Origin of the sequence: Enterococcus sp. AZ020 (genome assembly GCF_050499205.1) — a bacterium.
GTDB lineage: Bacteria > Bacillota > Bacilli > Lactobacillales > Enterococcaceae > Enterococcus_L > Enterococcus_L dunnyi.
This window is the reverse complement of the sequence record NZ_JBIPAT010000001.1, coordinates 1,234,903-1,253,420: the sequence shown is the minus strand read 5'-3', so window position 1 is coordinate 1,253,420 and position 18,518 is coordinate 1,234,903. Positions and strand designations below refer to the sequence as shown.

At 37.6% G+C, this 18,518-nt stretch carries 15 protein-coding genes; 10 read left to right on the top strand and 5 right to left on the bottom strand.

Annotated elements, in window-relative coordinates; translation table 11 throughout:
- Positions 1-68 precede the first annotated feature (68 nt).
- Entirely contained in the window at positions 69-1,865 is a 1,797-nt protein-coding gene (locus tag IGI58_RS06115) for a M3 family oligoendopeptidase (protein ID WP_429954116.1), read from the bottom strand.
- Positions 1,866-1,977: 112 nt separating this feature from the next.
- Between IGI58_RS06115 and IGI58_RS06110 the strand changes: the two genes are divergently transcribed.
- The 3 genes from IGI58_RS06110 (at position 1,978) to IGI58_RS06100 (ending at position 3,464) form a co-directional block, all read left to right on the top strand.
- Positions 1,978-2,484 carry a VanZ family protein gene (locus tag IGI58_RS06110; protein ID WP_429954118.1) on the top strand — a complete coding sequence of 169 codons (507 nt, stop codon included), beginning with the start codon at positions 1,978-1,980 and terminating at the stop codon, positions 2,482-2,484.
- Positions 2,485-2,829: 345 nt separating this feature from the next.
- A complete protein-coding gene (locus IGI58_RS06105; RefSeq protein WP_429954119.1) occupies positions 2,830-3,225 on the top strand; it encodes a YxeA family protein in 396 nt (131 codons plus the stop codon).
- Between the two features lie 29 nt (positions 3,226-3,254).
- Complete coding sequence (locus IGI58_RS06100; protein ID WP_429954120.1) at positions 3,255-3,464, top strand: hypothetical protein; 210 nt, start codon at positions 3,255-3,257, stop codon at positions 3,462-3,464.
- Between the two features lie 198 nt (positions 3,465-3,662).
- Here IGI58_RS06100 and IGI58_RS06095 read toward each other — a convergent pair whose 3' ends face one another.
- The 3 genes from IGI58_RS06095 to IGI58_RS06085 form a co-directional block, all read right to left on the bottom strand.
- The gene (locus IGI58_RS06095; protein ID WP_429954122.1) at positions 3,663-4,853 is read right to left on the bottom strand and encodes a MalY/PatB family protein; all 1,191 of its coding nucleotides are present in this window, start codon (positions 4,851-4,853) and stop codon (positions 3,663-3,665) included.
- 11 nt (positions 4,854-4,864) lie between these two features.
- Positions 4,865-6,418 carry a maltose/glucose-specific PTS transporter subunit IIBC gene (gene malX, locus IGI58_RS06090; protein ID WP_087641902.1) on the bottom strand — a complete coding sequence of 518 codons (1,554 nt, stop codon included), beginning with the start codon at positions 6,416-6,418 and terminating at the stop codon, positions 4,865-4,867.
- A 129-nt stretch (positions 6,419-6,547) separates the two neighbouring features.
- Positions 6,548-7,318 carry a MurR/RpiR family transcriptional regulator gene (locus tag IGI58_RS06085; protein ID WP_087641903.1) on the bottom strand — a complete coding sequence of 257 codons (771 nt, stop codon included), beginning with the start codon at positions 7,316-7,318 and terminating at the stop codon, positions 6,548-6,550.
- A 151-nt stretch (positions 7,319-7,469) separates the two neighbouring features.
- Between IGI58_RS06085 and IGI58_RS06080 the strand changes: the two genes are divergently transcribed.
- Complete coding sequence (locus IGI58_RS06080; RefSeq protein WP_429954123.1) at positions 7,470-8,195, top strand: YebC/PmpR family DNA-binding transcriptional regulator; 726 nt, start codon at positions 7,470-7,472, stop codon at positions 8,193-8,195.
- 613 nt (positions 8,196-8,808) lie between these two features.
- On the opposite strand, the gene IGI58_RS06075 is transcribed toward IGI58_RS06080, so the two are convergent.
- Positions 8,809-10,329, bottom strand: coding sequence for a helix-turn-helix domain-containing protein (locus IGI58_RS06075; RefSeq protein WP_429954124.1), 1,521 nt, complete (start codon positions 10,327-10,329; stop codon positions 8,809-8,811).
- Between the two features lie 500 nt (positions 10,330-10,829).
- Here IGI58_RS06075 and IGI58_RS06070 point away from each other — a divergent pair, with 500 nt between their 5' ends.
- From IGI58_RS06070 to IGI58_RS06045, 6 genes are all read left to right on the top strand, one after another.
- Entirely contained in the window at positions 10,830-11,948 is a 1,119-nt protein-coding gene (locus tag IGI58_RS06070; RefSeq protein ID WP_429954125.1) for a tyrosine-type recombinase/integrase, read from the top strand.
- A 274-nt stretch (positions 11,949-12,222) separates the two neighbouring features.
- A complete protein-coding gene (locus tag IGI58_RS06065; RefSeq protein WP_429954126.1) occupies positions 12,223-12,924 on the top strand; it encodes a DNA-binding response regulator in 702 nt (233 codons plus the stop codon).
- 44 nt (positions 12,925-12,968) lie between these two features.
- Positions 12,969-16,436, top strand: coding sequence for a MucBP domain-containing protein (locus IGI58_RS06060; protein ID WP_429956315.1), 3,468 nt, complete (start codon positions 12,969-12,971; stop codon positions 16,434-16,436).
- A gap of 17 nt (positions 16,437-16,453) precedes the next feature.
- Positions 16,454-16,834 (top strand): LPXTG cell wall anchor domain-containing protein, encoded by a 381-nt coding sequence (locus IGI58_RS06055; protein ID WP_429954129.1) that lies wholly within the window; start codon positions 16,454-16,456, stop codon positions 16,832-16,834.
- On the top strand, positions 16,834-17,646 hold the full coding sequence (locus IGI58_RS06050) for a WxL domain-containing protein (RefSeq protein WP_429954131.1): 813 nt from the start codon (positions 16,834-16,836) through the stop codon (positions 17,644-17,646). The genes IGI58_RS06055 and IGI58_RS06050 overlap by 1 nt, the downstream gene beginning before the upstream one ends.
- Before the next feature lie 32 nt (positions 17,647-17,678).
- A complete protein-coding gene (locus tag IGI58_RS06045; RefSeq protein WP_429954132.1) occupies positions 17,679-18,455 on the top strand; it encodes a WxL domain-containing protein in 777 nt (258 codons plus the stop codon).
- Positions 18,456-18,518: the final 63 nt, after the last annotated feature.

Here is an 18,518-nt window from a genome sequence, read left to right as displayed (position 1 = left end):
CTTATTTCTCGGGGTTGAACACTTCTGTCTCACCCTCCTTTAATCGTTAATTAAAAGAGGGTATTTTTTTATTTATTGACGTATGGCTCAGTTAATGCCATAAACTCATTTACATCTTTGATGACTTGGTCGATTCCTGCTTGCCAGAAATCAGGTTTAGTCAAATCAACGCCGAGATGTTTCTTAGCTAGATCCTCTGATGTCATAGATGCAGTATCACGTAATAATGCAATATATTGATCTTCAAAGTCACTACCTTGCTGATTCGCATAAGCATAAATACCCATGCTGAATAGGTAGCCGAAAGTATAAGGAAAATTATAAAACGGTACATCATCGATAAAGAAGTGCAGTTTACTTGCCCAAAAATGTGGATGGTAAGTACCGAGACTATTTTGATAACTTTGTTTTTGTGCGTCAAGCATTAGTTCTGTGATGTCATCTTCACTTAGCAATCCTCCTTTTCGTGCTTCGTAGAAGTTTGTTTCAAAAATAAAACGGGCATGGATATTCATGAACATTGCAATGGCATTTTGCATTTTTGTATCTAGCAAATTAATTTTTTCTTCTGGTGTTTCAGCTTCTTTTAGTGTTGCATCTGCTACGATCAGTTCAGCAAAGGTACTTGCCGTTTCAGCTACATTCATTGCGTATTCTCGATCAAGTGTAGGAAGATCCCACATGACACTGCTATGAAAAGCATGGCCTAATTCATGAGCTAAAGTAGCAACTTCATTGATCGAATTGCCAAAGGTCATAAATATTCTGGATTCTTTTGTTTCAGGTAGCTCGGTACAATAGCCGCCAGGACGTTTGCCGGGCCTGTCTTCTGCTTCGATCCAGCTTTTCTCAAACGCGGTCTTAGAGAATTGAGCCATTTTAGGACTAAATGTTTCAAAGTTTTTCAAAATAAATTCAGCGGCTTCGTCAAAGCTAAATGATTTTTCTTTAGAGTCGCCTAGAATGATCGGTGCATCCTGATCTTGCCAGTCCATTTTTTCTTTGCCGAATAGTTGAGCTTTGCGTGTTAAATAATCAATGAAAGGCTGTTTATTTTTCTGGATCGTTGCCCACATAACATCCAAGGTTTCTTTTTGCATACGATTATAATTTAGAGGTTCTTCAAGAAAATCAGTTACACCATGCAAATTGTACTGACTCAAGCGAAAACCATCTAAATGATTCAATGTATCGGCTAGCAAAGGAGCTTTTTCTTTCCAAGCTTTTTCCCATGCAGTGAATAGCTCTTCTCGAACTGCTTTGTCAGGATCACTCATCATACGATTAAATGCTTGTCCAGCTGAAAGAACTGTTTCTTTGAACGGGATAGCAATGCTTGCAACGATCGTATCGTAATGGCTGCTCCAAGCGTTAAGTCCATCGAGTGATAAAGTATTGATGATGTGTTCTTCTTGTTCAGAAAGTAATTTTTTTCCATCTCGGCGAATCTCATTCAAGCGAAAAGCAATTGCTTCAAATTCAGAAGAAGAAAGAAGTGTCGTCCAAACATCTTCTGAAATTTCTGTTAATTTTTTTGTAAAGATCGTTTCAGCTAATTGGATAGCTGGCAATAAAGCATAAAGGTCACCTGAAAGTGTTTTTGCTTTTTTATCTGAAGTATCAGCGGATAAAAGTGCATTGATAAAACTATTGCATTGTCCAAAACCATCTGAGATAATGCCTTGTAATGATAAAATTTGTTTCAATTCTTGATAGTTAGTATCTTTTTCCGGTTCCCAACGGTCAATCAATTGATGGTAGTCGTTGCTTTGATTCTGCAGCTCAAGCATTCGTTGCTCTAATTGAGTCGATTGGCTACCTCCTGGGAAAATACTATCTAAATCCCAAATTAGTGAATATGTCATAAACGTCCCTTCTTTCTTTAAATTACTCCTATAGTATAGCATAAGAAAAAGAGTTGATGATTCGTTATGTTAGGGAAATAGAGCTATATAATAGAAGAAAAGAGGAGATATTTTGAAAAAACAATTAAAAAATAGCAATTTATACATAGCTTTTGCATTTCTGATCATGGCTATCTTGTTTTTTAGCTCATCACAGACTTATGAACAGCAATCTCAGGTTGGGCTATTAGATAATGTATTGAGCAGCAAGCCGTTCGCAGCACAATTAAAAGGAATTTCATTTAGCTATGCGGGCAGTGAAGTTAGTATCAAAGCGATGGGCTATGCTAAATTTATTGAATTCTTTATTCGCAAAAGCGCACATTTTGGGACATACTTTTTGTTGGGTGGAAGCTGGTTTATTGGGTTGAATATGAAGTTAAAACAGCCGCTTCTAGTGGGGGTGGTTTCTTGGTTGGCTGCAACAGGCTATGCTGGGCTAGATGAATATCACCAGATGCTCACAGGAGGGCGCAGCCCGTTGTTTCAAGATGTCATGCTGGATTCCTTTGGTGCGTTGAGTGCGGTATTTTTATGTTTGATCGTTCTTGGAATCAAACGTTTATCTAAAAAGCGGTGATCATCACAGTGCTGAACAAGTTAGAATTAAAATATATTTGTTTTATTGAAGAAAAGTGTATTTATTTTATAAATATGCTTTTTTTGATTTAGAAAGAACAAAAGACTTATTGATTAGTAAGATTTTAGTGATGAGCCATGTTTACTAACAAGGAAATAACCACTAATCGATGTTAAGGCAATAACTGGAGATCAATTATTTCAGGATAAATGTCTATTTTCAATAGAAGGTAATGCCAACAGTAAGTACTCTTTTTAGATATCAGTCTTAGGTTTGATGGAAAATAAGGATAGAAAGGGTATTATAAAGTAGACAGAAAATGAACCAAGAAGGATTTTGATCAAGATGATAAAAAAGCTTATCAAGAAAATAATGAGCCTCGCTGTATTGCTGCTTGTCAGTGCTTTTGGTTTTCGTTTATACACATACAATAATACATCAGATGCAGCCGCTCTTATAGATCAGCTCAATCCTTTAGTTCAGACTGAGACTTTATATGTAAAAACAACAGATAAATATGCGTATAAATTTCCAGATGCAGTGAGCAAAATAGATAATTTCACATATATTCAGACTTGTTTTGATAAAAATGGTCATACACGTAAGTTGTCCTATACTTCCTTTGGACGACCACTTACACCCAAGAGATTTTTGAGAGTGACGACAAAAGGACAGAGTATTCAGACTTGGGAAGAGATCGACGAGCAAGAAATCCCTCAGAAAATCATTTCACTGCTATAATGATGATTATCAGCAGCAAGGGGTGATGAATGATGGAACAATTGATCATTAATAAAAATAAGCTGAGAGATACAGCGACAATTACAGGCCTAAAAATGTTGGCCTACCGTATTTTTCCAGAAACTGGCAGAATCAATATTCAACTACTTTCAGGTGAACAAGAAGAATGTACGATCGTTTGTAAAGATGGAGAGGAATTTTCTCTGCGTGGAGAAACTATTCGTTTGGTTGTCAAATAATCGAGACTGAGACAAAAGTGTTCAACTCTTAGCACTTAGAATTATATTAGCTTTACTTTTTTCTTTGAATAGTAGTGAAACTGTCTTTGTTAGCTGAGGAGAGCGGAGCATAGCGTAGTAGTTGCTTCTGCTTCTATTGATTCTCACGTTTTAGAGACCGAAACAAAAGTAAAAATCACTTTTGTTTCGGTCTCTATTTTATTGTTTTAAATAGTCAATACTTACTTTAAGCCGTTTAAGACCATCAAGTAGTTTTTCTTTGGAGCAGCCAATATTCAAGCGTAAGAATTTTTTTTCGGTTTCACCGTAAGTCGATCCATCCATGATCGCTACTTTTCCCTGATGGATCAGAGCGGATTGCAGTTGTTCCATTGTAAAGGGAAGCTTAGAACAATCGATCCAAAGTAAATAAGTTGCCTGAGCATCTACCACTGTTAATTCCGGCAGTCGCTCTTGAATAAATTTTTTGGACAGTAGAATATTTTTATCAAGATACTGATTTAACTGGTCAAGCCAATCATGGCAGTGATCGTAGGCTGTTATAGTGCTGTCCAAACCTAAAATACTTGTAGAAGAAAGTCCATCTCGATTTTTTAAGATGTGTATAAATTGTTCTCGTAGGTCCATATCTGGAATCATCAAATATGAAGCAATCAACCCTGGTGTGTTAAAGGTTTTGCTTGCTGATGTACAAAGGGCGATCTGTTGTGAGTCAGCTGCCCACTTGAATATGGGAGAATGCTGTTCTCCTTTACGTAAGATGTCCATATGGATTTCGTCAGAAATCAGGAAGACCCCATACTTTTGACATAACTGAATCATTTGGCTAAGCTCTTCCTTTGTCCAAACTCGTCCAGTAGGGTTGTGAGGACTGCACAAAAGGAAAATAGTACAGTCAGGCTGCTTCAATTTATTTTCTAAATCAATAAAATCAATCGTGTATTGCTGGTTTTCATAGTGAAGCTTTGTTTCAAGGACAATTCGATCTTGAGCTTTGATCACTTTGAAAAAAGCGTCATAAGCGGGTGTCTGGATCAACACTTGCTCATCTGGCGCTGACTTTAATTCGATCAGCTTAGAGATCGAATAGATGACAGATGGACTGTATACGAGCCAATCCTCATCGAATGTATAGTCAAAGCGTGAGCGGTACCAGTTTTGAATACTATCCTTGAATACTTTGTGATTCCAGCGCGTATAGCCGAATATAGGATGGCTGATGCGCTTTTGCAGGGAAGTGATGATTTCCTTCGGTACTGCAAAATCAGTGTCTGATACAGTGAACGGCAGTAAATCGGCTTCACCAAAACGGTCAGCGACATAATCCCATTGTGTGCAAAAAGTTCCTTTTCTATCTATTATCGTATCAAAATCTATTGTATCTATCATATGTGACCTTCCTACTCCATTAAGTTTTCCAGTTCATTTTTGACAGTAGCGACCTGTGTACCAATGATGACCTGAAGATTATTACTATCTAATTTGATAACTCCTAACGCACCTAGATCTTTCAGTTCTTGCTCATCGACCGCAGTCATATCATCCACAACTAAACGTAAACGGGTGATACAATTATCCAAGGAGACGATATTGGCACTTCCGCCTAGAGCATCAAGAATCAGAGGACCGTCGTATTTTCCGCTTTTCGTATAGCTTCGTTCTTTTTCAGTCACATCTTCTGTCGACAGTTCACGTCCGGGTGTCTTCAAATTGAATTTTTGAATCGCAAATTTGAAAACAAAGTAGTAAACGGCAAACCATAAGGCACCGACGATCAGAACGAGATACCATTTTGTATACGTTCCTTGTAAAACACCGAAAATCAAAAAGTCTAAAACGCCGCCGTCAGTATTACCGATCACAACTTGAAGTAAAGCCATGAGCATAAAACCTAAACCCGTCATGATGACGTGGAAACCATATAAAACAGGTGCAATAAATAAGAAAAGAAACTCGATCGGTTCAGTGATCCCTGTAACGAAGGTTGCAATCACACCGGAAATCAATAAACCTTTGATCTTATGACGATTTTCAGGCAGCGCAGTTCGATACATTGCCAAGGCTGCTGCTGGTAAGCCGAACATGAAGGTCGGCATTTTTCCTTGAGATAAGAAGGCTGTAGCTGCTGGACTGATCGGTGAACCGCTTTGAAGCTGAGCGTAGAAAATATTCAGCGCACCGGAAACACTCTGTCCATCGACGATTTGAGTCCCACCGGCTTCGGTAAAACGAATCATTGAAACTAAGATGTGATGTAAGCCAAACGGTAAAAGCAAACGCTCGCCAGCACCGAATAAAAATGGACCAAAAATACCTGCTTTTTGAATCGCAAACCCCACACTATTGATACCAAGAGCAAAAATCGGCCAAATAATTGGGATCAGTACCCCAACGATAGACATCACAAGCGAAGTAATGATCGGAATAAATCGTGCGCCGCCGAAAAAGGCGAAAGCATCTGGTAATTGAATCGTATAAAACTTATTATGAAGTAAATAAACGATGATCCCAACAATAATTCCGCCTAATACCCCCATTTCGACGGACTGCATTCCTAAAACCATTCCCTGACCTGCTTCACGCAAATGATCTGCATCTGCTAGTTTTCCTGTTTCAGTCAGGTAAAAATTGATGGATAAGTTCATAACTACATAGCCGACTAGTCCAGAAAAAGCAGCAACCCCTTTTTCACTGCGGGCTAGTCCTAAAGGGATCGCCATCGCAAATAATAAGGGCAAATACGTAAAAGCAAAACCACCGACCGTTGACATAAAACGGAAGGCAACCTGCAGCCACGGCTGATCTAAAAATGGCAGTAATTCAAGAGTTGAAGGACTGGAAAACGAACTGCCGATCCCTAAGATCAATCCCATAAAAGCCAATAATGCAACGGGCAGCATAAATGTTTTACCGATCCCCTGGAAGAATTCCCAAAAACTAAATTTCTTTTTCATTCTGTTTCTCCTTTCGTAGTAAAAAGATGGATAAATTTTGTTTTTCTTGCACTCAGTTTACGTGGAAGGGAGTATATAAACAAGCGCTTACACAAATGTTGTAAGAGCTTACATATAAAGTAAGAGGATTCATTTTTCGGCATAGGATTCGATATAGCGGAGAATCAAAAGTTCCAATATTACATGCATAGGAATCCGGGAACTCATATCTATCTCTCCATAGTAGCCATTAGTCACTTCTACATGAAAGACGATAGACGCAAGCTGTTCTAAAGGACTATTTTTAGTTCCAATGACAGCAATGATCGGTACATTGTTTTCTTTGAGAAGTGCTGCATATTCAAGTGCCAGCATCGTTTCACCACTGTAACTGACAAGAACGGCGGTATCCTTAGCTGTTAAATGATTTGCGACGATCCTCAGCTCATCCCAATCTTCTCGCGCATCCGCGATTCTACCAGCAAAAGTCAGCTTTCTAGCAGCCTCAAAACAGCAAGAAAACGAGCTGCCTACACCAAAAAATTCCACACGCTGTCCTTCTGCTAGTAATTTAGCACCCGTTTCCAAGGAATCTTCTTCTATAGCTTTTAGGGTTTGGTCAAGTTCAAATTGGACACGAGCTGTTAGTTGTGTCAGGTCTTTTGAGGGATGATAGATTTGACGCTGCTCATCTTCCATATGACGAATCAGAGCATATTTCATTTCCTGAAAACCCGAGTAACCTAAAGCTTGGCTAGTACGACTGATCGTAGCTGTTGAAACATAGATTTTTTCCGCAATATCATTGATCCGACTTTGTGTGATCTCATCTGGATGTTCAATGATATATGCCAAAACTTGTTGTTCCAAAGGACTTAGCAGTGCTTGCTTCTTTTGAAATTTTTTTAGTAGGATGTTCATTGACGTTCCTCTTTTCATTAAAGGCTAGTTTATTTGCTTTTAGTATAACAAAGGAAGCGTTCTACTGCTATGGTGAGTGAAATGATAGAAAGGTTGCAACAATTAGGAACAATAGTACAATAGAAGGAAAGAATGACAGGGAGGAATTTTCATGGCGGGTCATAGTAAATGGAAAAATATTCAAGGTCGAAAAAATGCGCAGGATGCAAAGAGAGGAAAGATTTTTCAAAAGCTTTCAAGGGAAATCTATGTTGCAGCTAAAGCTGGCGGACCAGATCCTGCAACGAATGCAGCATTACGTTTGGTGATGGACAAGGCAAAGGCGGCTAATATGCCGAATGACAATATCGATCGAGCCTTGAAAAAGGCTAGTAGCTCTGGAGATAATGAGCATTATGATGAAATTACTTATGAAGGATATGGTCCTGGTGGCACAGCGATTTTAGTTTATGCATTGACCGATAATCGAAATCGAACAGCGACGAATGTGCGTGTCGCATTCACAAGAAATGGTGGTTCTTTAGGGGAGACAGGATCTGTTAGTTATATGTTTGACCGTAAAGGCTATATTGCAATCGAGCGTGAGGGATTGTCGATCGATGAAGAAGGAATGTTTGAACAAGTCCTTGAAGCTGGCGCTGACGATTTGGAAACGTCAGATGAAGTATTTGAAATATATACAGCACCAGAAGATTTTGTTTCTGTTCGTGATGCGCTGGAAACAAATGGATTTACGTTAGCACAAGCAGAGTTGACGATGATTCCGCAAACGGAGACCAGTTTATCTAAAGAGCAGCAGGAGCAACTCCAAGTGCTTGTTGATAAGCTAGAAGAAGATGACGATGTTTCAGAAGTGTTTACTTCTGCTGGTGAGTAGGAGAAATTTGCTGAATTATTTCAGAGTTAAAGAATATAAAAAGCACTTACAGATTTAGTGAGCTAAATCTGTAAGTGTTTTTTTGTAGTGATTATTGTTTGTGAGCGTTAAATAAATAGCCGACTCATTTAAAGAGACGGCGTAAGGTATCGCTGATTCTTTAGAATAAGGCGGCCAAGGGAATTCAAGCGATAAAAGGATTTAGCAGATGAACGTGACCTCGATACCAACTAGCGAAAGATAGATAAACGCTCATAGTAGGTGCATTTCTCTTACTCATTCAATCGTAGATTGAGCGAAAGTCGTGTATTATTTAATTCATTTTAATGAAAATATCACTTTTAAAATGAAAAAAGGACTGTTAGATTACAGAAAATCTCCATGTTATCAACACATCAAAGAGATTTAAACCAATTTCATTAAACTTTTTTCCCATTTTTGTGGTGGATTAATAGAGAGTGAGCCACTACAATCTATTTATAAATAACGATCGTATTTTAAAGGATAGATTAGAAAAGGAGGCCAGATCATCAAAATAAGCTATATCTGTTGAAAAGATCTCATACAAAGTTACTTTAAAGGATATTGATTATATACTACCTATTAAAACTTTTTAAGGCTTTCTTGCTTCAACTTCATTTTCAATAACAGTAATGATATTGAAGAGGTCTTTTGTGCTAAAGCTAGGATTGATATAGACAACAGGAGTGTTTCGTGCACGTTTTTTCAGTAATGGAGAGGTTGTAGATGCGATGATCAAATCGATCGTCACTTCATCAGGCGAAGCAGTGTGTTGTACAAAAGAAATATTATAAAAAGGCTGCAAAAATGACTCCATTTGTTGTGCGATGATTTTTTCCATGATTATAGGTAAATCTGTTTCCATTTGTATATAGACTGGTGGTGAAAACTTAGTTGGACTTTCAATAAGAGCATGTGCTTCACAAAAACGAGCGACAAGCATACCTTCGTTTTTAAAGGTTACGCCAGTACCAACCGCGCGTTTTTGTAGTTCCTGAAATTTATTGACCATGGCAGACCGTAAGAACGGATAGTTTTGCTTTAAATATCTAGTATAGTCATAGCCTGATAATGTCGTTGTGAAATTTGGAAATAAGAGATCAGTCAAAAATCCTACATAAAGCACACTGTGGTAAGCAATTTTTGTTTGTTCATCAGCGGAAGATAAGTCTGGTTGGAGTACATCTAAATACAACTGATACATCTGATGTACAGGAGTATTCAAGGATTCATGAACGGCCAGCAGACGTTTTGAAACGACTGGAATCAAAAGAAATCCAGATCTCATTTGAAACAATAAGCAAAGGAAGTCTGCTTCTGAAATAGATACATGAAAATTTTGCTGAATAGATGTCAGGATCGAATCATGTATTCCAGCTTTTGTAAGAGCTTCTTGATTCAATTGATGGGAAAAGTCTGGCAAATCTTCTTCGGTTACTTCTTTTTTTTGGTTATAACGATAGAGGTTGATTGCAATCATATAACTCCAGTTTGCAGCAGAGACGTCTTTAAGATAAGAATAAGTTCTCATTTCTGTTTCAATGAAAGTCAGAATCTTCTGCTGGTCAATAGTTGGAAATGGCCAAGACATTCCACGATAAACGTTCCAAAATACGATGTAGCTGAGATAGCGAAATTGTATTTCACTTCCTTCGATACTTAACTCTCGATTCACTGATTTAATTTTCAATTCGTATTTTTTAATAATACTGTTGAAATGTGTAACCTTCCTTCGAATCGTACTTTCACTGACAAAATATTTCTGTAAAAAGTAATCTAACGATAAGTTTGGCTGAAAAAATAATTCCTTCATTAAAGATAACGAGATCGATTGTTCTGAAATAACTGGAATCGCTTCAAGGTACCCTAGTTGCCCTCCTATAAATCGTACCCCTCTACCCTTTGAAAAATTTATTTGTATAGGAACATGTGCAGATTCGATTTTTAATAAATCATCTGCTAAGTCCTTTATATACTTTAGGACAGATTTTCGTTCTAACTGACTATCAAATACTAACTCGTCGATAGAATACCACTCTTCTTTTTTGTAGAGCAAATAAAGTAGCCGTAATTTTTTTCCCGTGTCTGCATCGAAAATATCGAAGTTAAGCATGAATATCCCTCGCTTTCATTGCTGACATAATAAGCTAGAATCATATTTTTCTCAACAAATATGAACTGAAAAAATCACCTATCTCAAAGGAAGATAGACGCTTTTGTGTCATAAAACGGATTTTGATAATGCGGTTTATGGATATTTCGTAGTAGAGAATCGTGATAAATTTAATTTAACGAAAAACGAATAATAAATGTTTATTTCTTATTTCTGATACAAATAAGATTTAAATAAAATCGATTTATTAGAAGAAAATCTTCTTTTTTATTTGTAAATTAATCGTAGATTCATGTTAACTGAGCTAAGTTTTAAAGTCAATAGTATTTTATCTCATTTTTTTTGGAAAAGTTCAAAATTTTTGAGATAAATGAAACATATATATTTAATTTTTTTGAAAAAACCTTTAAATATCATGTGTGAAAAAACTTCCGCCGTCAAAAAAATCGTCAAAAAAATTGTTGCTATTTTTGAAATTCTTAGGAAAGGACAGATCAGCTATGGTAAAAAAGGGAGAAAATATTTATAAACGTAAGGATGGGCGTTGGGAAGGACGATACATCAAAGAACGGACGCCTCAAAATAAAATTGTGTATGGCTACATATATGGAAGACAGTATTCTGAAGTGAAAGAAAAACTAACAGTAGTGAAGGCAAAGTACCTCACGACAGACTATACCATCACTAGTTACAGAGGAACAATTGAACAATTCATCGGAAATTGGATGATGACAACCATGAAATATACGGTCAAACCGACAACCTATTCTAACTACGTTCGCTTGATCAAACGCCATATTCTGCCGGCAATCGGTTCTATCAGACTCCAAAAAATCAAACAAGAAGAGATACAAAATCTGGTGTATCGACTGGCGAAGGAACAATTTGCTTCTGGAACGATCAGAAATGTCTTCAACATATTAAAAAATGCACTGAATGTCGCTGTTAAGCAAAATTATCTGCACGAAAATCCTTGTAAAAATGTGATTTTACCTAAAACGACGACAAAAAAAATCACCGCACTTTCTTTATCTGATCAACGGAGGATCGAACTACTGGCACTAAAGGAAACGGAATGTTCTCCTATTTTATTAGCATTATATTCAGGAATGAGGATTGGAGAGATCAGTGGATTGAAATGGGAAGATATCGATTTTGAAAAAAATGTCATTCATGTCAGGCGAACCATTACACGAATCACCAATGAACATACCGCTTTATCGAAAACTGAAATAGTTGCTGGAACCCCTAAGTCAAACAATTCCGAACGCGTGATTCCCTTAGCAGCTAACTTATCTAACTACCTGTTAAACAAAAAGAACGAGGCATCAACGGCATATGTTATTTCATGTAATGGAGGATTAGCAGAACCTAGAACGATCAATTACCGCTTCAAAAAAATTACGAATACTTTAGGTCTATCAGATATTCGCTTCCATACATTGCGGCACACATTTGCCACACGTTGTTTAGAACAAGGCGTAGACATTGCCAGTCTGAGTCAAATACTGGGACATCATTCAACAAAACTGACACTAGATACGTATACCGATTCATTGCTAGAAAATCGCCAAGCTGCGATTGCTACGATCGATCACTTATTTTTGAATGCTCAATAGCTGAGCATTTCATTTTTTGCACAAATAAGCCGTCACCAATGTGGTCACGAATTTTCTAAAGCTATGCTATACGTGGTGAAAAAACACCTGTTTCTTATTTGTATCAGAAATAAGAAATGAAATATGAGAAAAAAGATTCTGTGGTTACGAAAACCATTATAAGTTGTTCAACAAATTAATGCCAAATATACGTATCGTAAATCAACAGAAAGGAAGTGTCATCTAAACGATCGCTCGATGCATGGAAGGAAATCAAAATAATTAGGAGGAAAATATGTATAACATAGGAATTATCAACACTGGACTTTCGGAAGAAGAAATCAATTCGTACATAGAAGAGGGTGGCTTTGACTCTTTTAAAGCTTTCAACATAGATCCGGAAAATATGTCCAATGACCTTGAAAAAAAAGATGCAATATTGATTTTTACAGATAATGTTGATTCGGCAGTTACAGAGATTTGTCAAATAATCATTGAAGTCAAGATGATTTCTGAGGCATTTGTTTGGGTTGTATCACAAAGACATGATGAAAAGAAACGTGTTGTCTACTTACAATTGGGAGCAGATGGAAATATCAGTACAGAATGTTCACCTAAAGAACTGCAATTAATTGTGCAGAATGCTTTAAATAGAAAAAAGAAGTATGAAGTCCAATCAATAGAAGAAGAGAAAGTGACAGAAGGGAAAGATCTGGCAGCAGAATTAAATGAAAAGAATCTAAGCTTTGTTTCTTTAGGTGAAGAAGTACCACTTACTAGAACAGAATATAAATTGTTCAAGCTACTATTAAGTAATCCAGGTATTGCCTTTTCATATGAAGAGTTATATAGAAAAGTTTGGGGCAAACCCTACAATAATGAAAAATATCGTGTATCAAACGTTGTTTTTCATATTAGGGAAAAGCTGGAAGAGTATTCACTTAATCCAAATCATATCAAAACAGTACGCTCTGTCGGTTACATGATTTGTGAGTAACTCCTTTAAAAAAACGATAAAAGGTGAAAGGGGGTGAAAATAATATGAAAAGGAATGTTAGAATGAAACGATTCAAAATAGGTTTTTCACTTCTGATGAGTATTGTGATGATCTTTGGTGTTCTTCAATATGGATTAACTGCAAAGCGAACACCTGTTAAAGCGGCAGCGGATATCACAACTTCTAATTACAAAACATGGACAGCTCCAACACTTGCTGAAGCTAGAGATTCTGTAAACAAATTTTTGACACCCTTAAAAGGATCAGATGCCTCACGGCCATATAAAGAAAATAGAACATGGCAGGAAGGTTCGTTAGCAGCGTTAGATAAGGTCTACTATGCGACAGTTTCCACAGAAATAGGTGTTAGTTCTGAATTGGCGAGACAACAGTTGATTCAAACGGTACGAGGGTTGGAGTTGTATGATTCTGGTACGTATAGTGCAAGGAATATTGCGTTGAATGATTATCCAGATGACCAACTAGAATATAATTTGGCTCAAATTATGGGGGATATAGAGAGCGGATATGTTCCAAATGCCTTCGTTTCTACGGCACAGTTAACAGATTATGTAGGGACGATGTCTACTTCTATTGGTAATATGACTGCATCACAGCTTACTGGAAATGGCGCGTTATCGTATGTTAAGGATTCTTTGGTACTAGGTCAATATGAGGCAATGAGAATGGCAGGATTGCCTTATCAAGGGATGAACGTTCAAAGTTTCTATCGTGGATATACGTATGGTGGTTACTTGCAGATACAGGATCAGGGAAGAACAACAACCAATTTTAATGGGCCGTCTGCTGCTGCTGGTTCTAGCGATTTAGCAACTTGGTTTGGAATGACGAATCCCATGGGAGATAGGTACCAATCCAGTTATGGTTCTGACTTAGCAAGTTACGTAAAACATCTTACTGGATTGTTTGATGGAACGACCAATCATGGAGCTTACTCATATGGTGCTAAGGGATATGTACGACCTACGATAATTATCTATTCAAATTATGAATTTAGCTCAGCAGCTCAGAAGCAAGCCTTTTTAGAGAGCTTAGATGATTTTGAAGATAGTGCAGGCATCAGATCTCGCACGAATCTATCACCTGTGTTCATTCAAGTAAGTTTCAAAAGAGACAATGCTCCGAATTATGATCCGATGGTTGAAGAGATATTTACTCCTGCTCGAGTTGCTAAAGGCTGGAGACATATTGAAGTAAATAGTACAAATGCGCACGACCCTGATACACTTACAAAAAGAATTCTAGATTTGAATGTCAGTCCAACGCGAGTTATTGGTGGAGCATTGGATTACAAAGGTATAGGTTTATTAGGATCTAGAACTTTCTACCCATGGACTGAGCTTAGTACAGCTGTGTCATGGAATACTACCTTAGCTACAAATCAGTTCAATTTTGTGCCTGATACATTTGGCGGACAATATGCTTTGGAAGATTCAATGACTACGACAGAATTGAAGTTTCATGGTGCAACTAGTGGAGGAATGTCGACATTTGATGTAACGGCAGCAAACAATAATTATATTAGTTATGAAATGGGCGATAAAGTTCCAGTCTATAACGCTGCAAGTATTACTGTAAATAGCGCACCTGGAACATACAACGCTTCACCAAACCTATATGCTCCAATATCTGACGCAGCTGTAGAACTTTACACTTACAACGGTACAGGTTCTGAAGCAGTAGCAAGTAACTATACGCTAAAAGAGGGAAATACGATTGTAAGTAATACGTATGAAAACTATGGCGGAACAGCTTATTCACTGAAAAGTAGTCAGCTAGCATCTAAAAAATATGGCACAGTCTTATCACAACTTGATTTGAAAAACGCTGTAAAAGATGCAATGGGTGACGCAGCTTATGGTGCGCTTGATTTCACAAACAGTGACGCGCTAAATGCAGCTTCATTAACTGTTAGTTTCGATGCGAGTAAAAACGTATATAAACTATATGCGAAAGAAGCGCCAACGCAAAGTACGATTACGGTTGAGCACTGGATCAAAAATGGCGGAAAGATTTCGAGTCAACCAGATAAGCCACTGACCGGAGACATTGGTAAGTTAGCTAATATTACGCCAACAGCAATTAATGGGTACACGTATGTAGACTCAGACTCAGAACCATTAGCTGGTATGACATTCGGTAGTACGAATAAAACGGTGAAGCTGTTCTACACAGAAAATCCTAAAGTCAGCAAAATGAAGGTGCACTACAAATTGAGTTCCAATGGGACAGATATTATTCCACCGGTAGAAATTGAAGGAACAAATGGAGCATCACCAACGACTGCCCAATTAGATGCTGGTGTTGTCGGCGAAGGGTATCAGTTTGTATTCCAGAATCCAACTACTCCAGTATTTGGAACAGATACCGATGTATACCTGTTTTACTCAATCAAAAATGGAAAAATAAAAATCGAATATTGGGACAAAAGTGAAAATCAACTTATATCTGGCCAAGCAACAGAAGAGAGAACGGGACAAGTTGGAACATCACCTGATCCTGCCATTACACCAAAAACAATTTCAGGCTACACTTATGATTCGTCATCTATTAATTTATCAACGATAAAATATACAGATGCGGAACAAACGGTGAAACTCTACTATACCAGAAATAAATCTACAGTAAATGTAAGATACGTTGATGAAGATACATTAACAGAAATTCAAACGACGAAAGAGTTGGTTGGACCAGTAGGAACCAAACCCACTATTGAAAAAACAACATTTACAGATTACACATTTACTAAATCAGATCCGACAGATTTGACTACAGTTGAATTTACCGAAAATGTGGTTAAAACAGTCACGCTTTACTACAAAAAGGTGCCTAAAAATATCACATTAACGATTAAATTTGTAGATGAAGGTGGGGATGATCTGAAAGGATCGATCACTAAGACACAGCTTTCAGGTGAGGAACTTGATATTGCTGCTATACCTGATGTAGCAAAAGTTATTGAAGACTTGCAGAAATCATATGTTTTAACAGAAAGTCCTGCTAATCCTTATAAGGTTCCGCAAACGGATGCGACAGTTTACTTTAAATTTAAAGGAGCACTGAAACTAGTATCAGTTCCTGACATGCTTGATTTTGGTATACACAATACACAGATTTTTGGAGAAGTAGAGGCATCAAAACCTGATTACGACCCTCAAACACCGTTGGTAGTTTCGGATACTCGTGCACCAATAGCTGGTTGGACGTTGTACGCAAAAGTTACTAAAGAAATGACTGCATTAGATGATACTTCTGATGTATTGACAGATTCATTGTATTATAAGATGGATAATCAGGAGAAACCATTAGGCTTGAACTTGTCTAAGAGTATTTATAAGCCGACGACTCTGAAAACTGGGCAATACAATATTAGTCAACTAGAGTGGGAAAATAAAAATAATGGATTCATTTTCAGGTTACCACGGGAACAGCGCAGATCCATGAAAGACTATCAGGCAGTTATTGAATATACATTATCAGATGCCTATTAACAAAGGAGGAAATAGTGATGAAACAAAATAGAATAAGCTATCTGCTGTTATCCTCCTTTTTAGTGGTGATAGTCTGTGGAATGTTTATAGTATCTATTCAAGCAAATGCAGAAGGCGGCGCGGTTCAAACAAATGGTGAAATCACGTTTTATGATGAAACCACAGGTTCAACTACAGAACCAACTACAGAGCCAACCACAGAACCAACAATTGATTCAAGTACTAGTTATCCAAAAACTAGCGGAGATGATTCAGGGACTAGGATAGAAAAACCTGTAGGGAAGTACCCATCTACAGGAGAACTAGTTCAAAAGAGTTTGTCCATTAGTGGAATTGTGCTGATTGCCGTAGGCATTATCTTCTTTGTTTTGAAAAAAAGAAAGAAGGAGGCTGAATGATGAAAAAAGTACTATTTAATACCGTGATCTTTTTATCATTTAGTACGGTCTTTCTGGCAGGAAATGCACAGTCTTCACTTGCTGATGAAAGTGGAACTGGAACGGGGCACATCGGATTTACCAGTGATAGTGGTGGTGGAGATTTAGAAGGTATTCAGGATCCCGAAAACCCATCCTTGATCGTAGATCCAGGTCCTAGCCCGAGTACGAAAGGGAAACTGCGTATCGACTTTGTACCGCAGCTGAATTTTTCTGTGAACAAAATTACAGATAAGGCAACCAGTTACCCTGTAAATGCTCAGTTGTTCCACGATGAAACAACTGCTCGTGGTAATTTTGTTCAAGTGACGGATGTAAGAGACTCAGCTTATGGCTGGACACTCCAATTACGTCAAGAGACACAATTTCAAAATTTGGAAGCAGCAAACAGCGAGTTGATTGGTTCAGTTCTCTCATTTGATAAATCGTGGGCAAATTCTACAATAGATAAAGATCTAGCTCCTTTGGTTTCAAAGGAAGTTATTCAATTAAATAATATTGGTGAGACATATAATTTAGCAACAGCTGAATCAGGAAAAGGACATGGGGTATGGTCGATCTCGTTTGGTGCTTCTGCAGAAAATCCAATAGGCATGACCAATACTTTAACACCAAAGATTGATCGCACAGGTCAGCCAATGTTAGATCCTACGTTTGGAAACAAACAAGTAAATGAAAACAGTGCATTACAGTTGTCTATCCCGAAAGCAACGAAAATAAGTTCGGGTACTTACACTACGGTGTTAACTTGGGTATTAGCTGAGTTACCATAAATTAGATACACACAAATTAGGAGGAAATACAAATGAAATTAACACACAAATTATGCGGAGCAGCTTTATTAGCAACAGTAGGAGTTGCAGTTGCGATTCCAAACACAACGAAAGCGGTAGAACATTCATTAGAAGGAAAAGGTCATATCGGTTTTACAAAAGATACTGGCACTAAAACACTAACAGATCCAGGTAGTACTAGTTCAGGAGTTGTAATCACAAGTAATTCTACATTACCTATGACAGATCCAGGTGAATTTGGGATTATTGCAGTAACTCCATTAGAATTCAGAACTCACTCAGTACTAACAGCCGATGAATCATTTAATGCCTCTTTGTATGAAGCAAATGGTTCAGCTTACAACCCAGCAGCGCCAGCTACAACAAAAGATATCCAAAACTTTGTAGCTTTCTATGATGGACGTGAGAATGCACGTACGTACAACTTATCAGCAAAATCAACAAAATTCACGGAAGGAACTACTAAAGAGCTAGCTGGAACTCAAATCACTTATAGCAACATGTGGATGAATACTCATGCAGGTGGTGAGTCACCAGACGTATTAGCAGCAAGCCAAGTTTTGAAAACAGATGGAACAAGTACAAAATTCATCTCTAATGATGTTGTAGCTACTGGAACAAAAGGTTTCGGACAACATGAAATCAACTTTGGTGAAGTAAGTAAAAACGGTGCTGCTGGTGGAGCAGACCAAGCGGTAACATTGGCAGTTCCTAAAGCTGATAACCCAGTAATCGTATCTGGTGATTATACAGCAACAATCACATGGACATTAGCTGACGTTAGATAAAAGAAAAATTACTTTTTACGTTCACTGACTGAAAAGGTCAGTGAACGTATGTTATGAAAATAG